We start from the raw sequence: 26,989 nt of genomic DNA, 5'->3' as shown, positions 1-26,989 counted from the left end.
CCAGCAATTCCTACGACGATCGCCGCCTACCATCATCTGCATGCACCCAACGCACGGTGGGCCCATTTTCTTATCCCACGGCGGCGCACAGCGCCTGGAAAACTAGCCCATACAGTCGAGCTTGCCTGGCCGTTGATCCGGCCGGCACGCGGAAGGCGGGTTGATGTCGGTCACCGTTGATCCTCGTCACCACGACGCGGTGCTGTTCGAGTTCGACGGCCTGGGGACCGACGGCGCGCTGTCGGCGCGACTGCGCGATGCCGGGATCCGTACCGACGCACTCGGCCCGCATGCCCTGCCCGAGCCGGAGCTGTTCGTGCGGGCGGCTGACCGGCTGGGGCTGCGGCCGGGCCGCTGCGCCGTGCTCGCGGCGAGCGCGACCGGGGTCGCGGCCGCCCGGGCCGGCGGATTCGCGTTGGTGATCGGCATCGAGGCCGACGGCAACGGTGCGGAGCTGCGTCGCCACGGCGCCGACGCGGTGGTCAGCGGGCCCGGCGAGGTCCAGGTGCGCACCGGATACCGGCGAATGTCGAAGCTTCCCGACGGCCTGCAGGCCCTCGACGTGGTGAGCGCCGCACACCCCGCGGTGTTCTTCGACTTCGACGGCACGCTGTCCGAGATCGTCGACCGGCCCGACGCGGCCCGCCTCGCCGAGGGCATGGCCGAGGTGCTGACGGCCCTGGCCGCGCACTGCCCGGTCGCGGTGCTCTCCGGGCGCGACCTTGCTGATCTACGGCAACGGGTCGGCCTGCCCGGAATCTGGTACGCGGGCAGCCACGGTTTCGAGCTGACCGGACCCGACGGCGCACACCACCAAAACGAGGCGGCGGCGGCGAGCATCCCGCTGCTGGAACGAACCGCCGCCGAGCTGGCCGACCGGCTCGGTCACATCGCCGGTGTCCTGGTGGAACACAAGCGGTTCGGGGTCGCGGTGCACTACCGCAACGCCGCCCGGGACCGGGTCGGCGAGGTGACCGCCGCGGTGCGCGGCGCCGGTCAGCGCAGCGCACTGCGGGTGACGACGGGTCGCGAGGTCATCGAGTTGCGCCCGAATGTGGACTGGGACAAGGGCAAGGCCCTGCGGTGGGTGCTCGATCACATCGACGACCCCGCCGGCCCGCCGCGGTTGCCGGTCTACCTCGGCGACGACATCACCGACGAGGACGCCTTCGACGCGGTGCACGACGACGGCGTGGGCATCGTGGTGCGCCACAGCGACGACGGTGACCGCGCCACCGCCGCACGCTACGCGCTGGACAACCCGGCCCGAGTGCGCGACTTCGCGGCGCGACTGGCGCGCCGGCTCACCGGCTGAGCGACGCCGGCTGCCGGTCGCCGCGCCTGCGGCCGGGCCGGTTTGTCAAGATCGGGTATGACCTTCTCCCGGCGCCTGGGTTCCCTGCTGTGCGCACTGGCCGTGGTTGCGCTGGGGTGCTCGCCGCGGAGCGCCCCGCCCGGTGGGGGCTCGGGCGGCTCCGCCGACCCCGCTACGGCCGGCGCCGTGCTACAGATCGTGCGCGACACCATGGCAGCGGCGCACCTGAAGGCGGTGATCGTTCGCGTCACCAGCGACGGCAAGGACATCGTGACCCGGGCGCTCGGGGAATCGATGACCGGGGTGCCGGCCATGCCCAGCAACTTTTTCCGCAACGGTGCCGTAGCCGGCTCCTACATCGCGGCACTGCTGCTCAAACTCGTCGACGACAAGAAGGTGAGGCTCACCGACACGCTGTCGCAGTGGCTTCCCGAGATCCCCAATGCCGAGCGGGTAACCCTGGGCCAGCTCGCCCACATGACTTCCGGATACCGCGATTATCTACTGGACAACCCCGCATTCAGCGCCGCTGTGGATGCCGACCCGTTTCGGCAGTGGACGCCGCAGGAACTGCTCGGCTACGCGGTGACCAAGCCGCTGCTCTACGAGCCGGGAACCAACTGGAACTACGCCGTCACCAATTACGTGTTGCTCGGTTTGGCGCTGGAGAAAGCCACCGGCCAAGAGATGGCGAAGCTGTTGCAAGACAAGGTGCTCGGACCGCTCGCGTTGATCAACACCGCCAACTCGCTCACCCCGCAAATCCCGGTGCCCACACTGCACACGTTCACGTCGCAGCGTCGATCAGCACTGAAAATCCCTGCCGGCACACCGTTTTACGAGGAGTCTACGTTCTGGGATCCGTCATGGACGATGGCCCGCGGCGCCACCGAGACGACCAACATCTACGACCTGGAGGCCACCGCGGTGGGCATCGGTTCGGGCAAACTGCTCTCGCCCGACTCGTACAAGGCGATGGTGTCGATCGACCTTCGCCGGCGCACCACCGACGGAGTCTGTAGCTACGGGCTGGGGATCGTCGTGTGCGGGCACTGGCTGCTGGCACAGTCGACGATCGCCGGGGAGTCCGTGCTCGAGGCGTACCTGCCGTCGCGCAAGATCGCGATGGCCGTGGCGGTCACCTACCGGCCCGAGGCGTTCGACGACCGGGGCAACTACCGCAACGAGGCCGAAACGCTGTTCCGCCGCATCGGTGCGCAACTGGCCCCCGACGACGCGCCGCCGACGAAGTAACCGGCCGTCAGCTTTGGTATTGCACCTCGCCGTCCTCGAGCACCAGCCGGGCGACCCCGCCCTCGACGTCGTCGGCGCCGGAGGCTTCAGTGGTGAACACCGCCCTGCCGGGCTCGGTGCGCCAGATCGACGTGGTCAGGGTCTCCCCGGGAAACACCGGCTTGGTGAACCGGGCGCTGATCGCGGTGATGTTGGCGGCGACGCCGCCGCCCAGCTCGGCGACCAGCGCGCGCCCGGCCACCCCGTAGGTGCACAGGCCGTGCAGGATCGGCCTGGGGAAGCCGGCGAGTTCCTTGGCGAACCACGGATCGCTGTGCAGCGGGTTGCGGTCGCCGGAAAGCCGGTAGATCAGCGCCTGGTCCTCGCGGGTGGGCAACGCGATGCGGGCATCGGGTTCGCGGTCGGGGATTTCCGGCGCGGCCGGCCGCTGACCCGGCGCTCCGCCGAAACCGCCGGCGCCGCGGATGACCAGAGTGGTCAGGGTCTCGGCGACCAGCTGCCCGGAATCCGGATCGGTGCCTCGGCCGCGCAGCATGATGACCGCGTTCTTGCCTTCGCCCTTGTCCTGGATGTCGGTGACTTCGGAGACCACCGACAGCTTCCCGGCGGGCGGGAGCGGCGCGTGCAGCCGGATGCCCTGCGAACCGTGCAGCAGCATGGCGGGGTTGAAGGTGCCGATCTTGCCCGCCGCCCCGAACGCCGGGCAGCAGATCACCGCGTAGGTCGGCAGCACCTGCTGGGTGATGCCGTGACTGTTTTCGGTGGTGAACGACAGATCGTCGATGCCGGCGCCGACGCCGAGCGCGTAGAGCATCGTGTCGCGGTCGGTCCACTCGAACAGCATCGGTTTGGTCGTCGCTCCGACGGCCGTCGGGTCGATCGCCACGCGGGACTCCTCTCGATCGGGTCGGTCGGGTTGGACCTTATCCGATGTGACAAAGCCGCCACACCGAGATCCTCGACCAGGCAAGCTATGGCTATGCCCAACCGATCCCTCGTCTGGAAGGCGGCGGCCGCACTCGCCGCGACCATCGTCGTCGGGGCCTGCTCGTCGGCGCCGCACCCGAGAACCATCACCCTGACGTTCGTCCGGCACGCCCAATCCGAGAGCAACGCCGCCGGACTGATCAACACCGATGTGCCCGGCGTCGGTCTCACCGAGGAAGGCCGGACCCAGGCCCGTCAGCTCGCCCGCCAGCTCGCCCGCGAAAAGTACGACGGCGTCTACGCCTCCACCATGGTTCGCACCCAGCAGACCGCGCAACCTCTGGCGAAGGAACTCGGCAAGCAGGTCGAGGTCCTGCCCGGGCTGCGTGAAGTCGACGCCGGCTGGTATCAGGACACCCCGGCCTCGACGGCCGAGTTGACGTATCTGCTCGCGCCCAAGGACTGGCTGGCCGGCGACCGCAAAGACGCCATCCCCGGCTCGATCAACGGCGACGAGTTCAACGACCAGTTCAGCGGCGCCGTCCAGAAGATCTACGACAGCGGCAACACCAAACCGGTCGCGTTCTCCAGCGGCGTGTCGATCATGTACTGGACGCTGATGAACGTGAAGAACCCCAAGAACAGCCTGGCCACCAGCCACCCGCTGCCCAACACCGGCAAGGTGGTGATCACCGGCAGCCCGGCGTTCGGGTGGACCTTGGTGGACTGGGACGGCATCCGCGATTTCGGCTACTGACCCTTCAGGTTGACGCGCGGCGGTAGCGGCGGCGACGATGGCTGGCATGCGCTATGTCGTTACCGGCGGTACCGGGTTCATTGGCCGCCGGGTCGTGTCACGTCTGCTGGACACCTGGCCGCAGGCCCAGGTGTGGGTGGTGGTCCGGCGCGCATCGCTGAGCCGCTTCGACCAGCTGGCCGCGCAGTGGGGTGAGCGGGTCAAGCCGCTGGTGGGCACGTTGCCGCAGCTTCGGTTAAGCGACGAGGCCGTCTGTGAGCTCGGTGCGGTGGACCATGTGGTGCACTGCGCGGCGATCTACGACCTGGCCGCTGCCGATGCGGTGCAGCGCGCCACCAACGTCGAGGGCACCCGCGCCGTGATCGAGCTGGCCCGCCGGCTCGGCGCGAGGCTGCATCACGTGTCGTCGATCGCGGTGGCCGGCGACTTCCCCGGCGAGTACACCGAGGCCGATTTCGACGTCGGCCAGCGGTTCCCGACGCCGTATCACCAGACGAAATTCGAGGCCGAGTTGCTGGTGCGCTCGGCCCCGGGATTGCGCTACCGGATCTACCGGCCCGCGGCGGTGGTGGGCGATTCGCGCACCGGCGAGATGGACAAAATCGACGGCCCGTACTACTTCTTTCCGGCGCTGGCCAAGCTGGCTGCGCTGCCGTCGTTCACCCCGATCGTGGTACCCGACATCGGGCGCATCAACATCGTGCCGGTGGACTACGTCGTCGACGCGCTGGTGGCGTTGCTGCACGCCGACGGTCTGGACGGCCGGACGTTTCATCTGACGTCACCGAAAAGTATTGGGCTGGCAGGTATTTACCGGGGGATCGCTGCCGCCGCGGGGTTGCCGCCGTTGCGTGCCTCGTTGCCCGGCTCGATGGCCGCACCGGTGCTGCGGGTCCGTGGCCGGGCCAAGGTGTGGCGCAACATGGCCGCCACCCAACTGGGCATTCCCGCGAAAGCGTTCGACGTCGTCGCCCTGAAAACGACCTTTGCCGCCGAGCAGACGCGGGCCGCTTTGTCCGGCAGCGGTATCGACGTGCCCGACTTCGCCGACTACGCGCCCTGGCTGTGGCGGTACTGGGCTGCGCACCTGGACCCGGCCCGCCGCGACGATCCGGCCGGCCCGCTGGTCGGCAAGCACGTGATCATCACCGGCGCCTCCAGCGGCATCGGCCGGGCCTCGGCGATCGCGGTCGCCCGGCGCGGCGGATGCGTGTTCGCCTTGGCCCGCAACGGCGAGGCGCTCGACGAGCTGGTCGCCGAGATCCGCGCCAACGGCGGACAAGCCTATGCCTTCCCCTGCGACGTCACTGATGCGGCGTCGGTGCAGCACACCGTTACCGACATCCTGAGCCGGTTCGACCACGTCGACTATCTGGTCAACAACGCCGGCCGGTCGATTCGCCGGTCGGTGGTCAACTCCACCGACCGGCTGCACGACTACCAGCGCACGATGGCGGTCAACTACTTCGGCGCGGTGGCGATGGTGCTGGCGCTGCTGCCGCATTGGCGGGAGCGCCGGTCCGGTCACGTCGTCAACGTGTCCAGCGCCGGGGTGCAGGCCCGCAACCCCAAGTACAGCTCGTATCTGCCCAGCAAGGCCGCGCTGGACGCGTTCGCCGACGTGGTCGCCGCCGAGACGCTCTCGGAGCACATCACGTTCACCACCATCCATATGCCGCTGGTGGCCACCCCGATGATCGTGCCGTCGCAGCGGCTCAACGCGGTTCGCGCGATCAGCGTCGAGCGCGCGGCGGCGATGGTGGTGCGCGCGCTGATCGACAAACCCGCCCGCATCGACACCCCGCTGGGCGCGTTCGCCGCGGCCGGACACTATTTGGCGCCCACGCTGTCGCGACGGGTCTTGCACCAGCTGCACCTGGGCTACCCGGATAGCCCGGCCGCGCGCGGGATACCGAATGCTGACCCGGTCACCGCCGTGCGACGATGACAGTCCCTCGTGGGCGCGCCCCGGTCTTCGTCGACGTCGACACCGGCGTCGACGACGCGCTGGCGCTGATGTATTTGCTGGCCAGCCCGGACGCCGAGCTGGTCGGGATCGCCGCCACCGCCGGCAACGTCGCCGTCGAGCAGGTCTGCCGCAACACCCTGGGCCTGCTCGAGCTGTGCCGGGCCCCTGCCATCCCGGTCTCACGCGGCGCCGACAATCCGCTGTGCGGCCCGCTGCGTGCGCCCAGTCACGCCCACGGCGCCGACGGGTTGGGGTATGCCCAGCTGCCACCGAGCGGGCGCGAGCTCAGCGGCGAGGATGCCGCCACAGCCTGGGTGCGCGCCGCCCGCGCCCATCCCGGCGAGCTGATCGCGGTGGCCACCGGCCCGCTGACCAACCTGGCCCTGGCCCGCCGCGCCGAACCCGCGCTGCCGTCGCTGCTGCGCCGGCTGGTCATCATGGGCGGCGCCTACGACCATCGCGGCAACACCACCCCGGTGGCCGAATGGAACATCAGTGTCGATCCCGAAGCCGCCGCCGAGGTGTTGGTGGCCTTCAACCGCGCCGAGCAGCTGCCGATTCTGTGCGGGTTGGACCTGACCCGGCGTATCGCGATGACCCCGGAACTTCTGGCCCAGTTGGCTGCCGCCGCGCAGGTGAGCACACCGGTGATGAGTGCCAGCGACCCCCGCGGCACCCGCAGCACGGCTGCCAACCCGCTGATCCGGGTGATCGAGGACGCGATGCGGTTCTACTTCGAGGCCCACGCTGAGCGCGGCCACGGTTATCTGGCGCACCTGCACGATCCTTTAGCCGCGGCCGTCGCACTGGATCCACAGCTGGTGAGCACCAGACCCGCCACCGTCGACGTCGAGTTGACCGGGACGCTGACCCGCGCCATGACGGTCACCGACTGGTCGGGACGCTGGGGCCGAGACCCCAACGCGCTCATCGGCGTCGACGTCGACCCTGCGGTGTTCTTCGAGCGGTTCACCAGCCGGGTGGCAGGGTTGGCGCGTAAGCGCGCAGTGAAAACCCGCTAAACAATCCACCCCGCGCCAGCGGCCGGTTCACTCTCGGCGCGAAAAGGTGGGCAACTACTCATAAATCCCCTCCAGATACCAGCGCCGCTTCCGGTAGCACAACAGCAGCGCATGCTGGCCCTGCGGCAACACCTGCGCCCGGGCGCTACGCCCAGCCGCTGCGCGAGGATCCCACCAGCGTTCGTCGACGGGCCAGGGCCCCGCCCACCAGCGCAACCGGTCGTCACGGCCGCGGGCGGCCAGCCGCGCCGGGTCCGCGGAGAACAGCCCGCGGCCCGTCACCTGAATCGGATTACCTTGGGCGTCGAGAAGGTCCACCGGCTCATCGAGGAGCACCGCCGGTGACGGCTCGGGCAGTGCTCCCGGCCACGGCTGACGCGGATCGGCAGCCGGCACCGGCTCGTCGCCTAACGGTGCCAGGGTGACGCGTTCGGCGGGCCCGCGGCCACCGGACAGCACCGGCACCTGTACGGCCTGCGGGCCGAGCAGGCCCTGCACCCGCACCAGCGCGCGATATGCCCGCAGCCGGTCGTCGTCACCGAGGCCACCCCAGAGCGGCAACTGCAGCGCTCCGCCCGAGACCACCTCGATCGCCTGCAGCCGTAACCCGGTCACCGGTCCGATGGGCCCGTCGGCGGTCCGCAGGGTCAACCACCCGTCGAGCTGCCAGCGCACCCGATCGGCGATAGCCTCCTCGGTCAGTGGCTCCGCGCAGCGCCACACCCGGCTGCGCTCGTCGCCGGCGGCGGTGACGGCATGAACAGCCAGCCGGGTGCATCCCACCCCGGCGGCCATCAACCGCTGATGCAGCGTGGCAGCCAGCGATCGTGCGGCGAAGGCCGCGGCGTCGATCCGCTCGATCGGCGGGTCGCAGTCCAGCACGGCATCGAGATCGGCCGGCAGCTCGCGCCCGCACGGCGCGCGTTCCGGCTCGCCGCGGGCGAACCGGTGGGCGATCACCGCGTCGGCGCCGAACCTCGACGCCACGTCGCTGCGCGACAGCGCGGCGAACCGGCCGATGGTGCGAATTCCCAGTCTCCACAGCAGATCCGCCAGCTGATCCCGGCCCGGACCGGACAGGCTGGGCTCGACGGCGAGTTGGCGGATCGACAACCCGGCCAAAAACCGCGCGTCGGCGCCCGGCTCCACGATGCGACCCGCGCGGGCGGCGAAGACCGCGGTGGACAACCGGTCGGCGATCCCCACCTGACATTCGGCGCCGGCGGCGGCCACCGCGTCGATCAGTTGCTCGGATGTTTGCTGCTCGGATCCGAAAAACCGGGCCGCCCCGTGTGCCGGCGCCACCACCAGCCCGGGGCGCAGCACCTCGGGGCGGGGTATCAGGTCGTCTATCGCGGCGAGCACCCCTTCGAAGAAGCGCGCGTCGCGGTCGGTGTCCGCGGCCACGACATGCAGATCCGGGCAGTGGGCTACCGCCTCGCGGCGCCGCAGCGCTCGCCGCACCCCCGCCGCCCGGGCGGCCGACGAGCAGGCGATCACCCGGTTGGCCAGAGTGACCGCGACCGGGGCCGTCGCGGGCAGGCCCGCCGCCGCCGCGGCGGCGACCGCGGGCCAGTCCATACACCAGATCGCCAGCACCCGGGAGGCCACGAACTATCCCGCCCGTATCCGGCCGATCGCCCGCCCCCGGGCACTGACCTGCAGCCGCACCCTGCTGATCCGTCCGAACCCGGGCGCACCGGTCTGATAGCCGCAGACCCGGGCCTCCAGCCGCAGCGCCGCCCCCGGCCAGTCACCGTCGGTGACCAGCAGGGTGCAGCCCCGCTGACGCGCCCGGGTCAGCACCGCACGCGTCCGGGTCGGCGGCACCGAGCGTCCGCCCAGCCCCAGCACCACCAGATCCATTCCGTCGGTGAGCACCGCCGCCACGTCGACCGGGTCGGTCCCGGGATCCGGGATCACGGCCAGCCGACTCAGGTCCACCCCCATCTCCGCGGCCGCCAACAACCCGACATCGGGCTGCCCGACGATGGCCGCGTGCCCGCCGGCGGCCGTCACCGCAGCCACCATGCTCAGCGACAACGATCGGGCGCCCGACAGCACCGCCACTATCCCTCGGGGCAGCCCGTCGGGCAGCGTTTCGGCCAGCGACTCCGGGACCGGCAACCGGGCCTCCACCGGCGCCGACAAGCCCTCGGCACCGGCCGACATCGCCGCCATCCGCCGACGCAGCAGTGTCAGCTGCTCGGCGCGGTCGTGAATCCCAGCCGCCGCCATTGCACTCTCCGTTGGCATCGAATATACGTTCGATAGCCTGAGTCAACACCGGCCCACCGACAACGTCAAGCGGTCTGACGCGGCGAGATTGCCGTCATGGCTGCGGTCGAGGCGGCGGCCACGACCGTGGACGCAATCTCGATGAAGGACCGGGCCGTCACTCCCACTCGATGGTGCCGGGTGGTTTGCTGGTCACGTCCAACACCACCCGGTTGACCTCGGCGACCTCGTTGGTGATCCGGGTCGAGATGCGCTCGAGCACCTCGTAGGGCACCCGGGTCCAATCGGCGGTCATCGCGTCCTCGCTGGACACCGGTCGCAGCACGACCGGGTGCCCGTAGGTGCGGCCGTCGCCCTGCACGCCGACCGAGCGGATGTCGGCCAGCAGCACCACCGGGCACTGCCAGATCTGGCGGTCCAGGCCCGCTGCAGTCAACTCCTCACGCACGATCGCATCGGCGCGCCGCAGGGTGTCCAGCCGGGCCGCGGTGACCTCGCCGACGATGCGGATCGCCAGACCCGGACCCGGAAAGGGCTGGCGTGCCACGATGTCCTCCGGCAGACCCAACTCCCGCCCGACCGCGCGCACCTCGTCTTTGAACAACAGCCGCAGGGGCTCGACCAGGGTGAACTTCAGGTCGTCCGGCAGCCCGCCGACGTTGTGGTGGCTCTTGATGTTCGCCGCGCCGGTGCCGCCACCGGACTCCACCACATCCGGGTACAACGTGCCCTGGACCAGGAAGTCAACGGTCTTGTCTCCCATGATATCTCGCACCGCGCCCTCGAAGGCGCGGATGAACTGCCGGCCGATGATCTTGCGCTTGCCCTCGGGGTTGGCGACTCCCGACAGCGCCGCGAGGAACCGGTCTGCCGCGTCGACGGTGACCAGGTTGGCGCCGGTAGCGGCGACGAAGTCGCGCTGCACCTGGGCGCGTTCCCCGGCCCGCAGCAGCCCGTGGTCGACGAACACGCAGGTCAGCCGCCGGCCAATGGCACGCTGCACCAGCGCGGCGGCCACCGCGGAATCCACCCCGCCGGACAGCCCGCAGATCGCGTGGCCCTCGCCGATCTGCTCGGCCACCTGCTCCACCAGTGCGCCGGCGATGTTGGCGGGCGTCCAGTCCGCGCCGATGCCGGCGAAGTCGTGCAGGAACCGGCTGAGCACCTGCTGGCCATGGGGGGTGTGCATGACCTCGGGGTGGTACTGCACACCGGCCAGTCGTCGCGACCGGTTCTCGAACGCCGCGACCGGCGAGCCCGAGGTGGTGGCCACCACCTCGAACCCGTCGGGAGCCGACGTGACGGCGTCGCCGTGACTCATCCACACCGGCTGGACCTCGGGCAGACCCGAGTGCAGCTCACCGCCGAGGACTTTCAGTTCTGTTCGGCCGTACTCACTGGTGCCGGTGCGCGCCACGGTGCCGCCCAGGGCCTGCGCCATGGCCTGAAACCCGTAGCAGATGCCGAACACCGGCACCCCCAGGTCGAACAGCGCCGGATCCAGCTGCGGCGCGCCCTGGGCGTAAACACTGGCCGGGCCGCCGGAGAGCACCAGCGCCCGCGGATCGCGGGCCTTGATCTCCTCGACCGACGCGGTGTGGCCGATCACCTCGGAGAACACCCGGGCCTCGCGCACCCGGCGGGCGATCAACTGGGCGTATTGCGCGCCGAAGTCGACGACCAGCACGGGACGGGGGGATGGCGCTTCCACGGCTGGAGTTTAACGACCGGAACCAGCCGGCACGCCCACGGGCGTAAACCGGCGCGCGGCGCCCAGACATGGTGAACTGGTAGCGCAATCCACCGCGAAAAGCGCCGAAAGCGAGGTTCCGCCGTGAGGCTGGGTCTACCTGATACGGTGCATGCCTGTCTGTTCGATCTCGACGGGGTGCTCACCGACACCGCAAGCGTGCATACCAAGGCCTGGAAGGCCATGTTCGACGCCTACCTTCGGCAGCGGGCCGAGCGCACCGGCGAGCAGTTCGTGCCCTTCGATCCCGCTGCCGACTACCGCCAGTTCGTGGACGGCAAGAAACGCGAGGACGGCATCCGGTCCTTTCTGGCCAGCCGCGGCATCGAGTTGCCCGACGGGGATCCCGACGACCCCCCGGACGCCGAGACGGTGCACGGGCTGGGGAACCGCAAGAACGAGATGTTCCAAAAGACGTTGCACGACGACGGCGTCACGGTGTTCGACGGGTCGCGGCGTTACCTGCAGGCGGTCACCGACGCCGGTCTCGCCGTGGCGGTGGTCTCCGCCAGCGCCAACACCGCCGACGTGCTCAAGGTCACCGGTCTCGACCGGTTCGTCCACCAGCGGGTCGACGGGGTGACCCTGCGCCGGGAACACCTCGCCGGCAAGCCGGCCGCCGACTCGTTCCTGCGCGCGGCGCAGCTGCTCGGCGTCGCTCCCGGCGCCGCCGCGGTGTTCGAGGACGCCCTGGCCGGAGTGGCCGCCGGACGCGCCGGTCACTTCGGCTTCGTGGTGGGCGTCGACCGAGTAGGACAGGCCGAGGACCTGCGCCGCTACGGGGCCGATATCGTCGTCGGTGATCTCGCGGAGTTGCTGGCATCGTGATCACCGACGATGTTTTTCCGGTCGAGCCGTGGCGGGTCCGCGAGACGCGGCTCGCGCTGAACCTGCTGGCGCAGTCCGAATCGTTGTTCGCGCTGTCCAACGGGCACATCGGGCTGCGCGGCAACCTCGACGAAGGCGAACCCTACGGCCTGCCCGGCACGTATTTGAACTCGTTCTACGAAGTGCGGCCACTCCCGTACGCCGAGGCGGGCTTCGGCTATCCCGAAGCCGGACAGACCGTCGTCAACGTCACCAACGGCAAGATCGTGCGGTTGCTGGTTGGCGACGAGCCTTTCGATGTCCGCTATGGCGAGCTGATCGACCACGAGCGCGTGCTGGATCTGCGAGCCGGCACACTGACCCGCCGCGCCCATTGGCGTTCGCCGGCGGGTAAACAGGTGAAGGTAAGCTCCACCCGACTGGTGTCGCTGGCGCACCGCGCCATCGCGGCCATCGAGTACGTGGTCGAGGCGGTCGACGAATTCGTCCGTGTCACGGTGCAATCCGAGCTGGTCGCCAACGAGGATCAGCCGCAAACCTCGGGTGATCCGCGGGCGGCAGCCGTGTTGGACCGGCCGCTGGAAGCGGTCGAGCATGATCAGACGGACTACGGCGCCATGCTCGTCCATCGGACCCGGGCCAGCGCCTTGATGATGGCCGCCGCGATGGACCACGAGATCGAGGTCCCCGGGCGGTTCGAAGCTGCTACCGACGCGCGTCCGGATCTGGCCCGCACCACGGTGATCTGTGGGCTTCGTCCGGGGCAGCGATTGCGCATCGTCAAGTACCTGGCCTATGGCTGGTCGAGCCTGCGGTCCCGGCCGGCGCTGCGTGACCAGGCCGCCGGCGCGCTGGCCAGTGCGCGTTACACCGGCTGGCAGGGCCTGCTGGACGCCCAGCAGTCCTATCTCGACGGCTTCTGGGACAGCGCCGACGTCGAAGTCGAGGGCGACCCCGAATGTCAGCAGGCGGTGCGGTTCGGGCTTTTTCACCTGCTGCAGGCCAGCGCGCGCGCCGAACGCCGCCCGATCGCGGCGAAGGGACTCACCGGAACCGGCTACGACGGCCACACCTTCTGGGACACCGAAGGATTCGTCTTGCCAGTCCTCACCTACACCGCACCGCAGGCGGTTGCCGACGCGTTGCGCTGGCGGGCGTCGCTGCTGAACCTGGCCAAGGAGCGGGCGGCGCAGCTCGGCCTGACCGGCGCCAAATTTCCCTGGCGAACGATCCACGGCGAGAGCTGCTCGGCGTACTGGCCCGCCGGCACGGCGGGCTGGCATATCAACGCCGACATCGCCATGGCGTTCGAGCGCTACCGGGTCGTCACCGGCGACCAGTCGCTGGAGGAAGACTGCGGGCTGCAGGTGCTCATCGAAACCGCCCGGCTCTGGCGCTCGCTGGGACACCACGACCGGCACGGCGTCTGGCATATCGACGGCGTCACCGGCCCCGACGAGTACACCGCTATCGTCCGCGACAATGTGTTCACCAACTTGATGGCGGCGCACAACCTGCGCGCTGCCGCCGAGGCGTGCGTACGCCATCCCGAGGCGGCGCACAGCATGGGTGTCGACACCGAGGAGATCGCTGCCTGGCGCGACGCTGCCGATGACGTGCACATCCCCTACGACGAGGAGCTGGGCGTCCATCAGCAGTGCGAGGGTTTCACGACGCTGGCCGAATGGGACTTCGAGGCCAACCGGCAATACCCGCTGTTGCTGCACAAGCCCTACGTGCGGCTCTACCCGTCGCAGGTGATCAAACAGGCCGACCTGGTGTTGGCGATGCACTGGCAAAGCCACGCGTTCACACCGGAGCAAAAAGCCCGCAACGTCGATTACTACGAACGGCGCACGGTGCGCGACTCGTCGCTGTCGGCGGCCACCCAGGCGGTGATGTGCGCCGAGGTCGGGCATCTGGAGCTGGCCCACGACTATACCTACGAGGCCGCAGTCGTCGACCTGCGCGACTTGCACCACAATGTGCGCGACGGTCTGCACCTGGCTTCGCTGGCCGGCGCCTGGACCGCGTTGGTCGCCGGTTTCGGCGGACTGCGCGACGACGAGGGCGTCCTCTCGCTGGACCCGCACCTCCCCGACGGCATCACCCGTCTGCGGTTCCGCTTGCGCTGGCGTGAATTCCGCCTGCTGGTCGATGCCGACCACACCGAGGTCACCTACACGCTTCGCGACGGGCCCGCCGGGGAACTGACCATCCGGCACGCCGGCGACGATCTCACGCTGACCACCGAGTCGCCGTCGACCATCGCGATACGACGTCGAGCACCGCTGCTGCCCCCGCCGGTTCAGCCGCCCGGCCGCGAACCGGTCCACCGGCGATCGGCCCGGTTGCCCGCCACTCCCATCCCTGCGCCGGGTCCATAACCGCGTCGACTGCTAGCGCGGCGCAACGATCCGCGCCGTCTCGGCCTCGATGGCGGCGCGCAGGTCGGCGCGGGTGATCTCATCGAGCCCGGTCGCCGAGCGCAGGAACGGCTCGAACAACTGCCAGCCCAATCGCAGCGCGAGCGCGTTGGCCACGGCCAGCCGCGCGCTGAGCTCGTCGGGGTGCCGCGGCCGGACCTCATCGAGCATCTGCGCGGCACCCGGAAACCGGGTCTGCAGCTGCCCGGCGGGATAGCCGTCCAGCAACGTGCGCGCCGTCACCCGCATGTGCCGGTCGAAAGCCTGTTCCACCTCGGCGGCCGGCGCACCGGATCGCAACAACGCGGTGGTGGTCATGCCCAGGTGGTCGAGCACAGCGCGAACCAACTGCTCCTTGGTGCCGAAATGGCGAAACACCAGTCCGTGGTTCACCTTGGAGCGGGCCGCGATGTCGCGGATCGACGTCGCGGCCGGGCCGCGCTCGGCGAACAGCTCGGCGGCCGCCGCCAAGACGGCCGCTGCCACCTGTTCACGTCCCGCCGGCGTCTCGGGCTCGCGGGTTGCATTGGGTGTAGTCACGCGACTACACTAGCGGAAGGATCGTGTGTAGTCATCTGACTACGTACCACGGAGAAGGTGATTCGATGACCAGTCCCGCACCAACCCTGCTCACCGTGACCAAGCTGGGCAGCCGCATCGGCGCCCGCGTGGACGGCGTCCGCCTCGGCGGCGACCTCGACACGGCCACCGTCGAGGGGATCCGCGCGGCGCTGTTGGCGCATCGGGTGATTTTCTTCCGCGGCCAGCATCACCTCGACGACGACCAGCAGCTCGCGTTCGCCCGGTTGCTGGGCACCCCGATCGGCCACCCGGCCGCCGCGATGCTGGCCGCCGAGAACACGCCGGTCATCACCCCCATCGATTCCGACTACGGCAAGGCGAACCGTTGGCACACCGACATGACGTTCGTCGCGAACTATCCGGCGGCCTCGATCCTGCGGGCGGTGACCCTGCCCAGCTACGGCGGATCGACGCTGTGGGCCTCCACCGCGGCGGCCTACGCGGCGCTGCCCGAACCGCTGAAATGCCTCGCCGAGCAGCTGTGGGCGCTGCACACCAACCGGTTCGACTACGCGGTGCCCCCGACCTTGACCGCCGAGCAGCGGGCGTTTCGGGACGCGTTCGAAAAACGCGAGTTCCGCACCGAACACCCGGTGGTGCGGGTGCACCCGGAGACCGGTGAGCGCACGCTGCTGGTGGGCAATTTCGTGCGCGGGTTCACCGGTTTCGACGAGCACGAATCGGGCGTGCTGCTGGATTTGCTGCAACGGCGAATCACCGTGCCGGAGAACACCATCCGGTGGACGTGGGAACCCGGCGACGTCGCCATCTGGGATAACCGGGCAACCCAGCACCGCGCCGTCGACGACTACGACGGACAGTACCGGCTGATGCACCGGGTCACCCTGATGGGCGACGTGCCGGTCGACGTGCACGGCCAACCCAGCCGGGTCGTCACCGGAGCCCCGCTGCAGGCGCTCGCCGGCTAACGCTCGTCCAGCAATCGCAGCGGGTGCAGGCCGTCGACGGCGCCGACGAAAGGCGGATGGATGCTGTAGCCGATCATGCGCTGAATGTCCGGGGAGACTGTGCGGGCGGTCTCGCGCGAGATCGAGAGGGTGAAGGCCTCCATCGGTCGCAGCCACGGTTGGCAGTATTGGGCGGTGATGGCAAGGCGCGCGCGGTCGGTCGTGTTGGCGCCGCCGCCGTGCCAGAGGGTGCCCAGGAACAACACGCACGAGCCGGCGGGCATGACGGCGGGCAGGGACGGGTCGTCGGGCCCGGGCCGGCGACGACCCCAGCGATGGCTGCCGGGGTAAAGCACGGTGGCTCCGTTGTCGGCGGTGAAGTCGTCGACGGCCCAGACCGTCGCGGCGGCCAGCGGGGCCCGCGGCCGTGGAATCGGGTAGAACCCGTCGTCGTGGTGAATCAGCTGCGCGGACTCGCCAGGCTGGATGTTGATGGCCTGCAAGGCTGACAGCAGGTAGTTGGGCATCAGCAGCCGGTCGAGCGCCGCCAGCACCCGCGGGTGGTCGACCAACCGGTCGCACACCCGCGTCCGGCTCAGCACGCTGTAGACGCGCTGTGTGCGCCGCCCCTCGAACGAGTTGCGTCCGGTGTGCGCCAGCCAGGGGCGCACGGTGTCGCGGATCTGCCGGCACTCGTCGGCGCTGAGCAGGTTCTCCCAGATGACGTAGCCGTCGCGGTCGAGCACGGCCATGTCGGCCTCGACGAGCGCGGGGTCGACGGCGGCGCCGCTGCTCGGTGTCCACTTGTACCGGCCGGCCAGATCGGTTTTGAGGTCGTCCAGCGTCGTGACGGGATCGTCATCGATGCTCATACCCCCGACCCTGGACCCAACTCGACCGCCGGTCAAGGGCGTGGGACGCTAACCCGCCGCAATGATCGGCGGGGTGCGCGGCCAGCGCAGCGCGCCGGGCGCCCCGGCAGGCACCACCGGATGCAGCGGCGGGATCGGGTCCAACCGGCGATACGGCTCACCCTGGCGCGGCCGCAGATCCGCGTGCCCTTTATTGGGCCACAGCGATGCGGCCCGCTCCGCCTGCGCGGTGATCGACAGCGACGGGTTGACGCCCAGGTTCGCCGAGATCGCCGCCCCGTCGGCCACCATGAGCGTCGGGTAGCCGTACACCCGCTGGTAGGGGTCGATGACGCCGTGCTCGGGGCTCTCGCCGATCACCGCTCCCCCGAGGAAGTGCGCGGTCAGCGGAATGTTGAACAACTCGCCCCAGGTGCCGCCGGCCACGCCGTCGATCTTGGCGGCGATGCGCCGCGTCACCTCGTTGCCGATCGGGATCCAGGTCGGGTTGGGCTGGCCGTGCCCCTGCTTGCTGCTGTAGCGGCGCACACCGAAGAGGCCGCGCTTGGTGAACGTGGTGATCGAGTTGTCCAGGTTTTGCATCACCAGCGCGATCACCGTGCGTTCGCTCCACTGCCGCGGGTTGAGCAGCCGCACGGTGCCGCGCGGATTCGCCCGGGCTTGCTGCAGCAGCTGTTTCCACCGCGGCACGTCGGTGCCCTGCGGGCCGGCGCCGTCGGTCATCAGGGTCTGCAGCAGCCCCATCGCGTTGGAGCCCTTGCCGTAGCGCACCGGCTCGATGTGGGTGTCCGGCGTCGGATGGATCGACGACGTGATCGCCACCCCGTGGGTCAGGTCGAGATCGGGGCTGACCGTCGACCGGGCCGCGCCCAGGATCGACTCGGAGTTGGTCCGGGTCAACACCCCCAGCTTGTCCGACAGTGCCGGCAACTTGCCCCGGTCACGCATCTTGAACAGCAGTTTCTGGGTGTTGTAGGTGCCGGCCGCCAGCACCAGGTACTCCGCGGTGTAGGTGCGCCGCCGCCGACGTACCCAGCTGCCGGTGCGAACCGTATGGACCTCCCACCGCCCGTCGGGCCGCTGTTCGAATCCGGTCACCGTGGTCATCGGATGTACCTGGGCGCCCGCCGATTCGGCAAGATAAAGATAATTCTTCAGCAGCGTGTTCTTGGCGCCGTGGCGGCATCCGGTCATGCACTCGCCGCATTCGATGCAGCCGGTCCGCGCCGGTCCCGCCCCGCCGAAATACGGATCCGGCACGGTTGTGCCCGGCGTCGAAGTGGCGTCGGGACCGAAGAACACCCCGACCGGAGTCGCCACGAAGGTGTCTGCGACACCCATGTCCTCGGCGACCTCTTTGAGGATGCGGTCGGCGTCGGTGAAGGTCGGGTTTTTGACTACGCCCAGCATCCGCTGTGCCTGCTGGTAGTGCGGCATCAACTCGGCGCGCCAGTCGGTGATGCGGCGCCACTGCGGGTCGTTGAAGAACGGCTCGGGCGGCACATACAGCGTGTTGGCGTAGTTCAGCGACCCGCCGCCGACACCCGCTCCGGCCAGCACCATGACGTTGTTGAGCAGATGAATCCGTTGGATGCCGTAGCAGCCCAGCCGCGGCGCCCACAGGAACTGGCGCAGATGCCAGGAGTTCTTGGCGAACTCGTGGTCGGCGTAGCGGCGGCCCGCCTCCAGTACACCGACGCGGTAGCCCTTTTCGGTCAGTCGCAGCGCGGTGACGCTGCCGCCGAACCCCGATCCGATGATCAGCACGTCGTAATCCGGTTGCACCGATCTAGCTTACGACGAGCAGTCAGCACCCGACGGTCAGCCCGACCTTCTGAAATTCCTTGAGGTCGCAGTAGCCGGCCTTGGCCATCGACCTGCGCAGGCCGCCGACAAGGTTCAGCGATCCGAACGGGTCGTCGGACGGGCCGTTCAGCACCTGACGCAGCGGCGCCCGTTCACCGACGGCGATGTGCAGCAACGCACCACGCGGCAGCGACGGGTGCGCGGCGGCCGCCGGCCAGAACCACCCGTCGCCCAGCGCTTCGGCGGCCGCGGCCAGCGGCGTGCCCAGCATCACCGCGTCGGCACCGCAGGCAATGGCCTTGGCCAGATCACCGGACGTGTGGATGTCCCCGTCGGCCAGCACGTGCACGTAACGACCGCCGGTCTCGTCGAGATATTCCCGCCGGGCCGCGGCCGCGTCGGCGATCGCGGTGGCCATCGGCACGCTGATGCCCAGCACCTCGTCGCTGGTGGTCACTCCGTGCGTCGAGCCGTAGCCGACGATGACGCCCGCGGCCCCGGTGCGCATCAGATGCAAGGCGGTGCGGTGGTCGAGCACGCCGCCGGCTACCACCGGCACGTCGAGCTCGGAGATGAACGTCTTCAAATTCAGCGGTTCGCCGGACCCCTCCCGATCCTGGGCGACCCGCTCGGCGGAGATGATCGTGCCCTGGATGACCAGCAGGTCGATGCCGGCGGCCACCAACACCGGCGTGAGCGCCCGGGCGTTTTGCGGGCTGACCCGCACCGCCGTGGTCACCCCGGCCTCCCGAATCTGGGCGACCGCGGCGCCCAGCAGGTCGGGATCCAGCGGCGCGGCGTGCAACTGCTGCAGCAGCCGAATCGCCGCCGAGGGTTCGGGTTCTTTGGCGGCCGCTTCCAGGACCTGGGCGATCTTGGCGGGCACGTCGGCATGCCGGCCGATCAGCCCTTCCCCGTTGAGCACCCCGAGCCCGCCCAGCCGGCCGAGTTCGATCGCGAATTCCGGGGACACCAGCGCATCGGTCGGGTGCGTGATGACGGGGATCTCGAAGCGGTAGGCGTCGAGCTGCCAGTTCGTCGACACGTCTTTAGACGAGCGGGTGCGCCGTGAGGGCACGATGTTGACGTCGGCGAGCTCGTAGGTGCGCCGCGCCGTGCGACCCATCCCGATCTCGACCATGTCCCGCATCGATGACCCGTTCACCGCGCGGAGTAATTCGGCGCTTCGACGGTCATGGTGATGTCGTGAGGGTGGCTTTCCCGCAGCCCCGCCGCGGTGATCTGGACGAACTGAGCTCGCTGCAGCGCTTCGATCGTGGCGGACCCGGTGTATCCCATCGCCGCCCGCAGCCCGCCGGTGAGCTGGTGGATGACCAGGGCCAGCGGCCCGCGGAACGGTACCCGGCCCTCGATGCCCTCGGGCACCAGCTTGTCCTCGGAGAGCGCGTCGTCGGCGAAGTAGCGGTCCTTCGAATACGACTTGGCGTAGGACGACTTGGTGTCACCCCGCGACGAGCCCCGGCCCTGCATGGCGCTCAGCGATCCCATCCCGCGGTAACTCTTGTACTGCTTGCCGTTGACGAAGATGAGATCGCCGGGCGCCTCTTCGGTGCCCGCCAACAACGATCCCAACATCGCCGTCGACGCGCCGGCGGCCAGCGCCTTGGCGATGTCCCCGGAGTACTGCAGCCCGCCGTCGGCGATCACCGGCACCCCGGCCGGACGACACGCGGCGACAGCTTCCAAGATCGCGGTGATCTGCGGTGCACCGACCCCGGCCACGACCCGGGTGGTGCAGATCGACCCGGGGCCGACCCCAACCTTGACCGCGTCGGCGCCGGCTTCGACCAGCGCCGCGGCCGCCGCCCTGGTCGCGACGTTGCCGCCGACCACCTCGACCTGCTCGCCGACCTCGGCCTTGAGCTTGCCGACCATGTCGAGCACCAACCGGTTGTGCGCGTGCGCGGTGTCGACGACCAGCACGTCGGCACCGGCGTCGACCAGTGTCATCGCGCGCACCCAGGCGTCGTCGCCGACGCCGACGGCGGCGCCGACCAGCAGCCGCCCGTCGGTGTCTTTGGTGGCCAGCGGGTGCTGTTCAGTCTTGACGAAATCCTTGACGGTGATCAGCCCGGTCAGCTTGCCCTGCCCGTCGACGATCGGCAGCTTCTCGATCTTGTTCCGGCGCAGCAGACCCAGCGCCGCGTCGGCACTCACGCCCTCCTGGGCGACGATCAGCGGGGGTTTGGTCATCACCTCGGCGACCCGCTTGGACTGGTCGACCTCGAAACGCATGTCGCGGTTGGTGATAATCCCCACCAGCGCACCGGCGTCGTCGATCACCGGAAGCCCGGAAATCCGGAACCGGGCGCACAGCGCGTCGACCTCGGCCAGCGTGTCATCCGGCCGGCACGTGACCGGATCGGTGACCATGCCGGCTTCCGATCGCTTCACCGTCTCGACCTGCCCGGCTTGTTCAGAAATCGGCAGGTTGCGGTGCAGCACCCCGATTCCGCCGGCGCGAGCCATCGCGATCGCCATGCGCGATTCGGTCACGGTGTCCATCGCCGAGCTGACCAGCGGCACCTTGAGCCGGATCTTCCTGGTGAGCTGGCTGGAGGTGTCCGCGGTGGCCGGGACCACGTCGGACGCGGCCGGCAGCAAAAGCACGTCGTCGAAGGTCAGCCCCAGCATTGCGATCTTGTGCGGATCGTCGCCTCCGGTGGGCATTCCATCCGCTGCGGGCCCGCCAAGACGGGACGTGCCAGGAGACATCGCTGCGGCCCTCCATACGCAGGTGGAGTGAGAAGCCCATCCTATCGACTCGCCGACCGAGACCGGGGCCCGATCCGGCACGTGATCGCCGCACTACCGGGCCGAGGACCGCGCCGCTGGCGTAATGTGGAGACGTGCGCGACTACCTCCCACCGGGTTTGCCACCCGATCCTTTTGCCGACGACCCCTGTGACCCGTCGGCGGCGCTGGACGACGTTGAGCCCGGTCAGCCGCTGGATCCGCAAGAGCGGATGGCCGTCGAGGCCGACCTGGCGGACCTGGCGGTCTACGAGGCCCTGCTGGCGCACAAGGGTATTCGCGGTCTGGTGGTGTGCTGCGACGACTGCCAGCAGGATCACTACCACGACTGGGACATGTTGCGCGCCAACCTGCTGCAGCTGCTGGTCGACGGCACTGTGCGGCCACACGAACCGGCCTACGACCCCGAGCCAGACGCCTACGTCACCTGGGATTACTGCCGGGGATACGCCGACGCGTCACTCGATGAGGCCACCTCGGACACCGAAAGATTCCACGGCCGCGGCTAAGTCTGGCTCCGGCGAAGGCCAAGGACCAGATCAGTGGTGTGTCGACGACCAAACCCTCACCCCTGCTCCGGAATTCGATCCGGCAGTGACGATCCGGATTTCAGAATAGTGCGCCAAGATAGTCAATAGGAACGGCAAGGAGTCGAAGGACATCCATTTCGAGGTCGGCCGCAGTGAACGAACCGATTTCATCCGCGTTCACTCCTGAACCGCTCGCGATTGCAGCCGCTAATGCCTGCGCAGCTTCGAGTTCGGTCTCACTGGCGCCGACCCATGCTTGGTCGAGTGGGTTGAAAATCAGCTGATCGATCGGGACGGACAAAAGGCCACTGTGAGACGAAATAGCGTTCTCTGCCGTTTGCAACATGGTAACCGAGGGCAAGTAAGCCTCCAACTGTCCGCCTTGGCTTCCGGCGAAGTCGCCGCCGTCGGAGTTACTGGTCAACGGCGCCAGTGCGTCTGCACCCTGTTGCAAGTTGGTGCTAGCGGCGTCGAGTTCATTTCCCGGAAGAGAGCTTGGCGCGGTCAAAACACTGATTTCATCGATAGCGGTTGCGATCTGACTCCCGAAATATGCAGTGAAGGCACCGATGTCGGCGCCGATAACTTTGGTTGAGTCGCCAAGCTCATCGGCGATCAGCGTCCAGCCGACATCCGCAGCGCCTGCGCTCCCGGCCGGGTCGACGTCGACTCCCGGGGCGGCATGCGAGGTGGCTACGCTTCCGACAACCGAAGCCGCAGTCATCCCTCCGACGCACACTAGCCAGCCGGTCGAGCGCCGGAAGACGGCGTTGGCGTGCGTCTTCGGCATCGGCACCACCGTCCAGTGAAATTTTTTGAGCAACAATCTGGCACAAGAAGACATATTACGTTTCACTACTAGCATCATTAAATGCTCCTACGTCGATGGGGCTACGCCGTAATCTATCAGAACGGATACAATTCCAAAAGGCTGACAGAAGCCTGCACCACTGACTGATTTACTTCGACCGCCGCGTTATTCGCGGCCTCTGCCGCACTGTCCCAAGCGACCGAGAGAGGCTGTCCACCGTCTACTAGATCAGCGGCCAGGGAACTCATATCTTCCGATAAAATGTAAATCGCTCCGTCTAGCGACTCAAGAGGACCAACTAGAGCCGAATTGTTTTCATTACCCGCCAATACCGACTGCGGAATCGTCTCCAAAAATTGTTGGACAGTTTGTTCAAACGTAAGCTGCGCTTGCAGAGGCGACGCTAAGTAATCAGCTATTGAGTTAGGGGGTGGGTGTGCAATGTTACTTTGCGCGAGTTCGACGTCAGAAATAGCATCATCGATAAATGTCAATCCTTGGGCTACTAGCTGACTCGCATCCGCGTCGTCGGCTCGCGCTGGCGGCGGGGAAACGGTACCGATAATTGTTGAAGCAACAAACGCGGCCACCGCGAAACCGAAACTGACACTGACACCGTTCAGCCAGCTAAAAATCGTGCGCCATGGCCCTCCGGTCGAGTCGAAAGATTTAACTATAACGAGAGTCTTCGAAGATCTCCAAAAGTGACAGTTCACCATTATCTGGCCAATCCTTCCCTTATCTAAAATGCGGTAAGAGTAGATCGCAGAAACGACACCTAGACCGCCGGCACTCATCCATTACAATGATGTAGCGAATTAACGGCGCGGAATACTAACAGACGAGGTTGCAAAGTTCTACAACCCCATTCCAAACCCAAGTCGCAATATCATTTCCATCCTGAATTTCTGGCTGGAAGAAATCAAGAAATGCTATAGTATTGTCGAAATTAACATTGAGCTGCTCTCCAAGCTCGTCAAATAAAAGGACAGTTCCGTTTGCGGCACTGGAGGCGGCGTCGAGAAGATCGGGATCGGCGTGAGCAGGCGCGCCAACTAGACACGTACCCGTCAACCCCAGGGCGACAAGCGTCGCAGCCACACCTCCCTTCCGCTGCAGCACACCTATCGGCAACCGATCAGGACGCGTCGCCGCACGATGATCGAGCCGGCAATTGCTGAGTCCGCGCTGAGAATTTCTGAAGATCACGGTGGGGATTCTTAATCGCTATGCCCCCCCCCCGGTCAACGTGATCTGAATCACACCGAGCGGTGAACGAACAACGCCACTTAGAGACTGGCTCCCCAAAGTCCGCAGTCGAGTACCGCAAACTCGAGATAACCAACAGTCGACGGGTTCCTGAGTCGTCTCGTTCGCTCTAATCTAAGTGCTGGCGTGGTCAGCCGATGCCTGATACCGACGCGTTGGGGTCGCGGGTGACCACCTTGGCGTGCAGCCGGTTGACCCGGTCGATCAGCTCCCGCCTGCGCCCCTGGTCGTTGACGGCTTGCACGTTGTTGCCGACGGCCACCAGCTTGCGCTGGGCCTCATCCCACCGACCTTGGTTAATCATGTGCTGGACCTGCTCCAACTCGGTCTTGGCGGTCAGCACGATGCGGTCGTCGTGCACCGTCGGCGGCTCACCGAACAGCGCCGTGTGGACGCCGTAGAGCGGGTCGCCGGGCTCGGCGCCACCCACCAGCGCGCCGAACCCGCCGAGCGCCAGCACGGATGCGGCCACCGAACCGGCCAGCGCCAAGCCCCGGGGGCTGCGCCGGCCGGCCACCCGGCCGGCGTGCAGCGCCGCGATCGCCTCCTGCTCGGAAACCAGGTCGCCGACCGGCGCCCGCCGGCACTCGTCGCGCCAGTCGGCCAGCAGCGCGGCCAGCTCCCGGTCGCCGGGTTCGCCCGCGTCCAACGACTCGAGCGGCGCACCGCTCGCCAGCGCGTCGAGCAGGCGATCACTGCGGGCCAGCGCGGACACGTCCGACGGGCCGCCGGAGTCCGACGCCCAATCCGACATGCGCTCATCAAACCGCTCGTCAAACATGGTCTGGTCCTGTCGCGACAATCTCGGATTTCAGCCGCGCCAACGCGCGGTGCTGGGCCACCCGCACCGCTCCGGGAGTGCTGCCCACCGCGCCGGCGGTCTCCTCGGCACTGAGGCCCACCACCACCCGCAGAAGCAGGATCTCGCGCTGCTTCTCGGGCAAGACGTCCAACAACTCGGCCACCCGGGCGATCGAATCGGCGTCGAGAGCCCGCTGCTCGGGACCGGCTTGCGCCGACGGGAGCTCGGGAAGCGCATCGACGGGATAGGCCAGAGTGCGCCCCGCGGCCCGATGTGCATCGGCCACTTTGTGCGCAGCGATGCCGTAGACGAAGGCCAAGAACGGCCGTCCGCGATCCCGGTAGCGCGGCAGCGCCGTGATGACGGCCAAGCAGACCTCCTGTGCCACGTCGTCAGCCGAAAGCCCGCTCCGCTCCGACGGGCCGATCCGCGCGCGGCAGTATCGGACCACGATCGGGCGGATCGTCTCCAGCACTTGGGCCAGCGCATCCCGATCACCTGTCACGGCTTGGGCAACGACGGCGTCGAGACGTGCTTCCGGTAGTGTCATCGACAGCGCTATCCCCAACGTTACGAACGGGGCGCGATCGGCCCCGGCGACATTCCCCAACGATAGCGGCCCGGTCCGGGATTTCCGTGCTAGCGCGGATTCCAGGTGCCTCCGGCATGGCGCACCCGCTGAGCGCACTCCTCGCGGATGTCACGCAGTTCGAGGATGGTGTGGGTGGAGCTGGTCATGTCGAGCAGCAGGCAGGCCAGCGCCCAGCGCAACGGCACCAGACCCAGCCGGCCGGTGCGGTCCAGCGCCGCGTCGGCGAGCGCGCGGGCCTTCTCGAGCGCGCCGGCAACACCCAGAGCGGCGGCCAGCACCGCGTCGCTTTTGGCGCGGTGCCGAAGCGAGGCGGGTCCGGCGCCCGGATCTGTCGCCAACTCGACCGCGACGTGGGCCTGGCGGACGGCGGCATCGCCGTCGCCGCCCACCATCGCCAGCTCGGCGGCGACCCAGCAGCGGCGCACCGACACCCGGTGCGGCGCGCCGGCCACCAGCTCGTCGGCCCGGCGCAGCAACGCCGCCGACGCCGTCAGGCGGCCCAGGCCGAGCGCGTCGGCGGCCAGCCCGAGCAGCGCGTCGGCCCCCGCCTCGGGATCGTCGCCGGCCAGCGCCAACGCCCGGCCGTCCCAGCCTCGGGCCAGGGCATGCCAACCGAGCTGGCGCAGCAGCGATCCCATGGTGCTGTGGGCCAGCGACGCCAGGCGCGGGGTGGGTGCTCGGTGCAGCAACGCCGCTAGGTCTGCGCGGGCGCTGCCGTACCGCCCCTGCCCGCCCGCGGCGACCGCCCGCAGCCACAACTGCTGCGGCGTGGTGGCCGTGGGCAGCGGCCAACGACCGGGCTCGTCGCCGAAGGCCGCAGCGCTCAGCGCGGAGTCGACCGCCGGCCAGCGAGATAGATCACGGTGATTTCCAGTTAACATTTCGTGGTTGCCGCGTTACCGCGATATTACCGGCGGACCGGGGCAGATCAGCCAAACTTCGGCACCGCCCGGACGCGACCAGGCACATTGCCTGCGGGGCGATTTCTGTTAGCACGCCGGGTGCGCTGCACACAAGCACCTCACGATGAACCCCACGTAAATTCCCACGCCGGGCCGGTCGATCCGCCGGTTTTGACCATGTTGACGGGATTTCGGTAGCACCCCTACCTTGGAGCCGGGCGAGTAGTCATCGGCGACACCGTTCGAAGTGACGCGTGCACTTTCGCAACCTAACCCTCCACCAGACGTTTCATCAGGGGTGCAGAGAGGATGGCCATGCCACAGCCGGAGCTGCTACCAGGCCCGAACGCCGACATCTGGGAATGGCAACTGCGGGGCGTTTGCCGGGGCGTCGATTCGTCGGTGTTTTTCCATCCCGACGGGGAACGTGGCCGGGCCCGTCTGCAGCGCGAGCGGCGCGCCAAGGAGATGTGCCGGCGCTGCCCGGTGATCGTGGAGTGCCGGACCCACGCGCTGGAGGTCGGCGAACCCTACGGCATCTGGGGCGGCTTGTCGGAGATGGAACGCGACATGCTGCTCAAGCGCAACACGAGCCGGTCCCGCGGTATTCGCCACACCGCCTGACCGCGCGTCCACGGCGTCGAGGGTGCCTTT

General features: G+C 68.5%; 24 protein-coding genes and 1 pseudogene. 10 read left to right on the top strand and 15 right to left on the bottom strand.

Going from position 1 to position 26,989, the window contains the following annotated elements:
• Positions 1-163: 163 nt before the first annotated feature.
• Together otsB and F6Q13_RS08855 are read left to right on the top strand one after the other, a co-directional pair.
• Positions 164-1,315 carry a trehalose-phosphatase gene (gene otsB / locus F6Q13_RS08860; protein ID WP_293055215.1) on the top strand — a complete coding sequence of 384 codons (1,152 nt, stop codon included), beginning with the start codon at positions 164-166 and terminating at the stop codon, positions 1,313-1,315.
• A gap of 57 nt (positions 1,316-1,372) precedes the next feature.
• Positions 1,373-2,569 carry a serine hydrolase domain-containing protein gene (locus tag F6Q13_RS08855; protein WP_293055213.1) on the top strand — a complete coding sequence of 399 codons (1,197 nt, stop codon included), beginning with the start codon at positions 1,373-1,375 and terminating at the stop codon, positions 2,567-2,569.
• A 7-nt stretch (positions 2,570-2,576) separates the two neighbouring features.
• Here F6Q13_RS08855 and F6Q13_RS08850 read toward each other — a convergent pair whose 3' ends face one another.
• Positions 2,577-3,455 (bottom strand): MaoC family dehydratase, encoded by an 879-nt coding sequence (locus tag F6Q13_RS08850; RefSeq protein WP_293055212.1) that lies wholly within the window; start codon positions 3,453-3,455, stop codon positions 2,577-2,579.
• Between the two features lie 93 nt (positions 3,456-3,548).
• On the opposite strand from F6Q13_RS08850, the gene F6Q13_RS08845 reads away from it, so the two are divergent.
• From F6Q13_RS08845 to F6Q13_RS08835, 3 genes and pseudogenes are all read left to right on the top strand, one after another.
• Complete coding sequence (locus F6Q13_RS08845; RefSeq protein ID WP_293055210.1) at positions 3,549-4,253, top strand: histidine phosphatase family protein; 705 nt, start codon at positions 3,549-3,551, stop codon at positions 4,251-4,253.
• A 46-nt stretch (positions 4,254-4,299) separates the two neighbouring features.
• Positions 4,300-6,177: pseudogene (locus F6Q13_RS08840) on the top strand (SDR family oxidoreductase); the annotation flags it as partial.
• Between the two features lie 20 nt (positions 6,178-6,197).
• Entirely contained in the window at positions 6,198-7,244 is a 1,047-nt protein-coding gene (locus F6Q13_RS08835) for a nucleoside hydrolase (protein WP_293055208.1), read from the top strand.
• 54 nt (positions 7,245-7,298) lie between these two features.
• Here F6Q13_RS08835 and F6Q13_RS08830 read toward each other — a convergent pair whose 3' ends face one another.
• The 3 genes from F6Q13_RS08830 to guaA all read right to left on the bottom strand — a co-directional run bounded on the left by F6Q13_RS08830 (position 7,299) and on the right by guaA (position 11,193).
• Positions 7,299-8,825: a DNA polymerase Y family protein gene (locus tag F6Q13_RS08830; RefSeq protein WP_293055219.1), complete on the bottom strand. Its 1,527-nt coding sequence runs from the start codon at positions 8,823-8,825 to the stop codon at positions 7,299-7,301.
• Positions 8,826-8,858: 33 nt separating this feature from the next.
• Positions 8,859-9,482, bottom strand: coding sequence for a hypothetical protein (locus F6Q13_RS08825; RefSeq protein ID WP_293055206.1), 624 nt, complete (start codon positions 9,480-9,482; stop codon positions 8,859-8,861).
• A gap of 157 nt (positions 9,483-9,639) precedes the next feature.
• The gene (gene guaA, locus F6Q13_RS08820; protein ID WP_293055204.1) at positions 9,640-11,193 is read right to left on the bottom strand and encodes a glutamine-hydrolyzing GMP synthase; all 1,554 of its coding nucleotides are present in this window, start codon (positions 11,191-11,193) and stop codon (positions 9,640-9,642) included.
• Between the two features lie 123 nt (positions 11,194-11,316).
• On the opposite strand from guaA, the gene F6Q13_RS08815 reads away from it, so the two are divergent.
• Positions 11,317-12,060 (top strand): beta-phosphoglucomutase family hydrolase, encoded by a 744-nt coding sequence (locus F6Q13_RS08815; RefSeq protein ID WP_293055202.1) that lies wholly within the window; start codon positions 11,317-11,319, stop codon positions 12,058-12,060.
• A complete protein-coding gene (locus F6Q13_RS08810; protein ID WP_293055200.1) occupies positions 12,057-14,447 on the top strand; it encodes a glycoside hydrolase family 65 protein in 2,391 nt (796 codons plus the stop codon). The genes F6Q13_RS08815 and F6Q13_RS08810 overlap by 4 nt, the downstream gene beginning before the upstream one ends.
• 12 nt (positions 14,448-14,459) lie before the next feature.
• Here F6Q13_RS08810 and F6Q13_RS08805 read toward each other — a convergent pair whose 3' ends face one another.
• Positions 14,460-15,026 (bottom strand): TetR/AcrR family transcriptional regulator, encoded by a 567-nt coding sequence (locus F6Q13_RS08805; RefSeq protein WP_293055198.1) that lies wholly within the window; start codon positions 15,024-15,026, stop codon positions 14,460-14,462.
• Positions 15,027-15,091: 65 nt separating this feature from the next.
• Between F6Q13_RS08805 and F6Q13_RS08800 the strand changes: the two genes are divergently transcribed.
• Positions 15,092-15,997: a TauD/TfdA family dioxygenase gene (locus F6Q13_RS08800; protein WP_293055197.1), complete on the top strand. Its 906-nt coding sequence runs from the start codon at positions 15,092-15,094 to the stop codon at positions 15,995-15,997.
• Here the strand turns inward: F6Q13_RS08800 and F6Q13_RS08795 are convergent.
• The 4 genes from F6Q13_RS08795 to guaB are packed head-to-tail and all read right to left on the bottom strand — an operon-like array spanning position 15,994 to position 21,390.
• Positions 15,994-16,848 (bottom strand): phytanoyl-CoA dioxygenase family protein, encoded by an 855-nt coding sequence (locus F6Q13_RS08795; RefSeq protein ID WP_293055195.1) that lies wholly within the window; start codon positions 16,846-16,848, stop codon positions 15,994-15,996. The two genes, F6Q13_RS08800 and F6Q13_RS08795, sit on opposite strands and share 4 nt — an antisense overlap.
• Positions 16,849-16,896: 48 nt before the next feature.
• A complete protein-coding gene (locus F6Q13_RS08790; protein ID WP_293055193.1) occupies positions 16,897-18,633 on the bottom strand; it encodes a GMC family oxidoreductase in 1,737 nt (578 codons plus the stop codon).
• A gap of 22 nt (positions 18,634-18,655) precedes the next feature.
• A complete protein-coding gene (locus F6Q13_RS08785; RefSeq protein WP_293055218.1) occupies positions 18,656-19,795 on the bottom strand; it encodes a GuaB3 family IMP dehydrogenase-related protein in 1,140 nt (379 codons plus the stop codon).
• A 20-nt stretch (positions 19,796-19,815) separates the two neighbouring features.
• Complete coding sequence (guaB, locus tag F6Q13_RS08780) at positions 19,816-21,390, bottom strand: IMP dehydrogenase (protein ID WP_293055192.1); 1,575 nt, start codon at positions 21,388-21,390, stop codon at positions 19,816-19,818.
• A 134-nt stretch (positions 21,391-21,524) separates the two neighbouring features.
• Here guaB and F6Q13_RS08775 point away from each other — a divergent pair, with 134 nt between their 5' ends.
• Positions 21,525-21,938: a DUF5319 domain-containing protein gene (locus F6Q13_RS08775; protein ID WP_293055191.1), complete on the top strand. Its 414-nt coding sequence runs from the start codon at positions 21,525-21,527 to the stop codon at positions 21,936-21,938.
• A 100-nt stretch (positions 21,939-22,038) separates the two neighbouring features.
• Here F6Q13_RS08775 and F6Q13_RS08770 read toward each other — a convergent pair whose 3' ends face one another.
• From F6Q13_RS08770 to F6Q13_RS08745, 6 genes are all read right to left on the bottom strand, one after another.
• Positions 22,039-22,815 carry a hypothetical protein gene (locus tag F6Q13_RS08770; protein WP_293055189.1) on the bottom strand — a complete coding sequence of 259 codons (777 nt, stop codon included), beginning with the start codon at positions 22,813-22,815 and terminating at the stop codon, positions 22,039-22,041.
• A gap of 50 nt (positions 22,816-22,865) precedes the next feature.
• Complete coding sequence (locus tag F6Q13_RS08765; RefSeq protein ID WP_293055187.1) at positions 22,866-23,567, bottom strand: hypothetical protein; 702 nt, start codon at positions 23,565-23,567, stop codon at positions 22,866-22,868.
• 37 nt (positions 23,568-23,604) lie between these two features.
• Positions 23,605-23,979 (bottom strand): hypothetical protein, encoded by a 375-nt coding sequence (locus F6Q13_RS08760; RefSeq protein ID WP_293055186.1) that lies wholly within the window; start codon positions 23,977-23,979, stop codon positions 23,605-23,607.
• Between the two features lie 190 nt (positions 23,980-24,169).
• Entirely contained in the window at positions 24,170-24,820 is a 651-nt protein-coding gene (locus F6Q13_RS08755) for an anti-sigma-D factor RsdA (RefSeq protein ID WP_293055185.1), read from the bottom strand.
• On the bottom strand, positions 24,813-25,391 hold the full coding sequence (locus tag F6Q13_RS08750; protein WP_293055183.1) for a sigma-70 family RNA polymerase sigma factor: 579 nt from the start codon (positions 25,389-25,391) through the stop codon (positions 24,813-24,815). The genes F6Q13_RS08755 and F6Q13_RS08750 overlap by 8 nt, the downstream gene beginning before the upstream one ends.
• 89 nt (positions 25,392-25,480) lie before the next feature.
• A complete protein-coding gene (locus F6Q13_RS08745) occupies positions 25,481-26,314 on the bottom strand; it encodes a hypothetical protein (protein ID WP_293055181.1) in 834 nt (277 codons plus the stop codon).
• A 336-nt stretch (positions 26,315-26,650) separates the two neighbouring features.
• Between F6Q13_RS08745 and F6Q13_RS08740 the strand changes: the two genes are divergently transcribed.
• Complete coding sequence (locus F6Q13_RS08740) at positions 26,651-26,959, top strand: WhiB family transcriptional regulator (protein WP_293055217.1); 309 nt, start codon at positions 26,651-26,653, stop codon at positions 26,957-26,959.
• Positions 26,960-26,989 lie beyond the last annotated feature (30 nt).

This window comes from Mycobacterium sp. (assembly GCF_008709575.1).
GTDB lineage: Bacteria > Actinomycetota > Actinomycetes > Mycobacteriales > Mycobacteriaceae > Mycobacterium.
This window is presented reverse-complemented; position numbering and strand designations above follow the sequence as displayed.

Excerpts from the sequence above, each read along its gene's own strand:
- F6Q13_RS08835 (WP_293055208.1), top strand. The coding sequence starts at position 6,198 with ATGACAGTCCCTCGTGGGCGCGCCCCGGTCTTCGTCGACGTCGACACC.
- F6Q13_RS08765 (WP_293055187.1), bottom strand. The coding sequence starts at position 23,567 with ATGAGTGCCGGCGGTCTAGGTGTCGTTTCTGCGATCTACTCTTACCGC.
- otsB (WP_293055215.1), top strand. The coding sequence starts at position 164 with ATGTCGGTCACCGTTGATCCTCGTCACCACGACGCGGTGCTGTTCGAG.
- F6Q13_RS08750 (WP_293055183.1), bottom strand. The coding sequence starts at position 25,391 with ATGACACTACCGGAAGCACGTCTCGACGCCGTCGTTGCCCAAGCCGTG.
- F6Q13_RS08845 (WP_293055210.1), top strand. The coding sequence starts at position 3,549 with ATGCCCAACCGATCCCTCGTCTGGAAGGCGGCGGCCGCACTCGCCGCG.
- F6Q13_RS08855 (WP_293055213.1), top strand. The coding sequence starts at position 1,373 with ATGACCTTCTCCCGGCGCCTGGGTTCCCTGCTGTGCGCACTGGCCGTG.
- F6Q13_RS08740 (WP_293055217.1), top strand. The coding sequence starts at position 26,651 with ATGCCACAGCCGGAGCTGCTACCAGGCCCGAACGCCGACATCTGGGAA.
- F6Q13_RS08800 (WP_293055197.1), top strand. The coding sequence starts at position 15,092 with ATGACCAGTCCCGCACCAACCCTGCTCACCGTGACCAAGCTGGGCAGC.
- guaB (WP_293055192.1), bottom strand. The coding sequence starts at position 21,390 with ATGTCTCCTGGCACGTCCCGTCTTGGCGGGCCCGCAGCGGATGGAATG.
- F6Q13_RS08785 (WP_293055218.1), bottom strand. The coding sequence starts at position 19,795 with ATGGTCGAGATCGGGATGGGTCGCACGGCGCGGCGCACCTACGAGCTC.
- F6Q13_RS08755 (WP_293055185.1), bottom strand. The coding sequence starts at position 24,820 with ATGTTTGACGAGCGGTTTGATGAGCGCATGTCGGATTGGGCGTCGGAC.
- F6Q13_RS08830 (WP_293055219.1), bottom strand. The coding sequence starts at position 8,825 with ATGGACTGGCCCGCGGTCGCCGCCGCGGCGGCGGCGGGCCTGCCCGCG.
- F6Q13_RS08795 (WP_293055195.1), bottom strand. The coding sequence starts at position 16,848 with ATGAGCATCGATGACGATCCCGTCACGACGCTGGACGACCTCAAAACC.
- F6Q13_RS08745 (WP_293055181.1), bottom strand. The coding sequence starts at position 26,314 with ATGTTAACTGGAAATCACCGTGATCTATCTCGCTGGCCGGCGGTCGAC.
- F6Q13_RS08825 (WP_293055206.1), bottom strand. The coding sequence starts at position 9,482 with ATGGCGGCGGCTGGGATTCACGACCGCGCCGAGCAGCTGACACTGCTG.